The sequence below is a fragment of the Hydrocoleum sp. CS-953 genome (assembly GCF_002260545.1).
Taxonomy (GTDB): Bacteria; Cyanobacteriota; Cyanobacteriia; order Cyanobacteriales; family Microcoleaceae; genus Trichodesmium.
In genome coordinates, this window is the sequence record NZ_LGSU01000482.1 from 1,181 (window position 1) to 3,262 (window position 2,082).

Annotated in this window: 1 protein-coding gene; it reads left to right on the forward strand. The window is 34.0% G+C overall.

What is annotated here, in order from left to right; translation table 11 throughout:
• Positions 1-161 precede the first annotated feature (161 nt).
• Positions 162-1,595 carry a GUN4 domain-containing protein gene (locus tag AFK68_RS04900; protein ID WP_094671824.1) on the forward strand — a complete coding sequence of 478 codons (1,434 nt, stop codon included), beginning with the start codon at positions 162-164 and terminating at the stop codon, positions 1,593-1,595.
• Positions 1,596-2,082: the final 487 nt, after the last annotated feature.

Below are 2,082 nucleotides of genomic sequence, written 5' to 3' on the forward strand. Positions count from 1 at the left end.
AAATTCTTAATTCTTAATTCTTGAAGGACTTTGCATGGAACGTCCCTACCTACTCCCCTACTCCAGAAAATTTGGAAAAGTTTTGGAGAAATAGTATTATATCTATATTTCCCTGTTCCCAACTTCAGCCAAAAATCTATAGTAAAAAAACAGTATTAATTATGAGTCAATGTCTGAACCCCAACTGTCTAAATCAAAATCCACCAAACACAAACTTTTGCCAAAAATGCGGAGCAAAATTGCTTTTAGCCGAACGTTATCGTGCTGTAAAAATTATCGGTAAAGGTGGTTTTGGGAGAACTTTTAAAGCAGTAGATGAATTTAAACCTTCCCAACCATTTTGTGTAATTAAACAGTTTTTTCCTGACGCTCAAGGAACACAAAATCTGGAAAAAGCAGCAGAATTATTTGCTCAAGAAGCAGTTAGATTAGAAAGTTTAGGAAAACATCCTCAAATTCCTGAATTATTAGCATTTTTTACTCAGGATAATCGTCAATATTTAATTCAAGAATTGATTGAAGGGAAAAATTTACAGCAGGAATTAGAAACAACAGGTCAGTTTAATGAAACTCAAATTTGGGATTTATTAAATGATTTATTGCCAGTCTTAGAATTTATTCATTCTCAACAGGTAATTCATCGGGATATTAAACCGGAAAATATTATTAGACGACCCGACTATTCTGGGAAAAAAGGAGAATTAGTATTAGTAGATTTTGGGGCAGCTAAATATGCAACTCCTAATACTTTGGCAGTGACAGGAACGGTTATTGGTTCTGCTGGATATGCTGCACCGGAACAAGCTGTGGGAAAGGCAATTTTTGCTAGTGATATTTATAGTTTGGGAGTAACTTGTATCCATTTGTTGACTCAAGTTGAACCGTTTGAGTTGTTTGATGTGAGTGAAAATGATTGGGTTTGGCGAGATTTTTTATCCTCTTCTATAAGTGATGATTTGGGTAATATTTTAGATAAGATGATTGTCGGAGCAACTAAGAAAAGATTTCAGTCAGTAGAGGAAATTTTGGCATTGATTAAACCTGATATTTTTGATTCTTCGCGCTCTGAAAAACAGGTCAGTGATTTTTCTCCATCTGCGTCTATTCCAGAAGTAGAATTAAGTTCGGAAGTGGGAATAGATTATGGTGATTTGCATGATTTTTTGGCTGCTAAAAAGTGGCGAGAAGCAGATATAGAAACCGCAAGGTTAATGTTAAAAATAACTCACCAAGAAAGTCGGGGTAAATTAAATATTCGTTCAATTGATAATTTTCCCTGCACTGATTTACAGACTATTAATCAACTATGGGTAAAATATTCAAATGGTAAGTTTGGTTTTTCTGTACAAAAAGAGATTTGGGAAAGTTTTAGTAATCAAACCTTTTATTTAACTTATGAAAAATTTGGCGATCGCTTAGGTTGGCATTCTATTATAGGTTGGACTAACTACGATAATTTAATATTTAATGTGGAGAAAGCGCCGGATGGTCACTTACCTGCTATGTTTGCGATGAGTGGAAATTGGGTATGGTTTATGGAGCTAGGAAAGTTATTTTCTGCTCTGATAAAAAGACTTAAAAATTGTGAAATATAGGTATCATTTCAAGAATTTAGAATTAAGAATTTAGAATGTGCGAATTACCTCTCCTTGAAAATAATATCATGTTCGCCTAAATAATTACTATAACTAAAGCTCGTAGTTGGGCTTCAGCCCTATCTACAGTTCGGGCTGAAGCCCAACTACAAACAAAAACTTTTTTATAAGTGATTATCCGAACATGATATAAGAGGATTGACAAACAGGAAATTTTTTATTTATTATCCCCTTAAAAGGAGAGGCTTGAAACCAGAATATTTCGGTAAAACCCGCTTGATCAGGAGTATTATAGAACCTATTTGGGATTTATGATTGGGAGTGTGGGGATATAGGGAGATGGGGAAATTTTTCTACTTTTTTCCTTTTATTTCTCAATAGTCAGGAGGGAAGAATAGAGAATTTTAACTCACAAGGAGGAGAAAGTTTGTTTTATCACTAGACATCTCTGGAAAATAAATAAACCTTTGAGTTAGATATGCTAAAG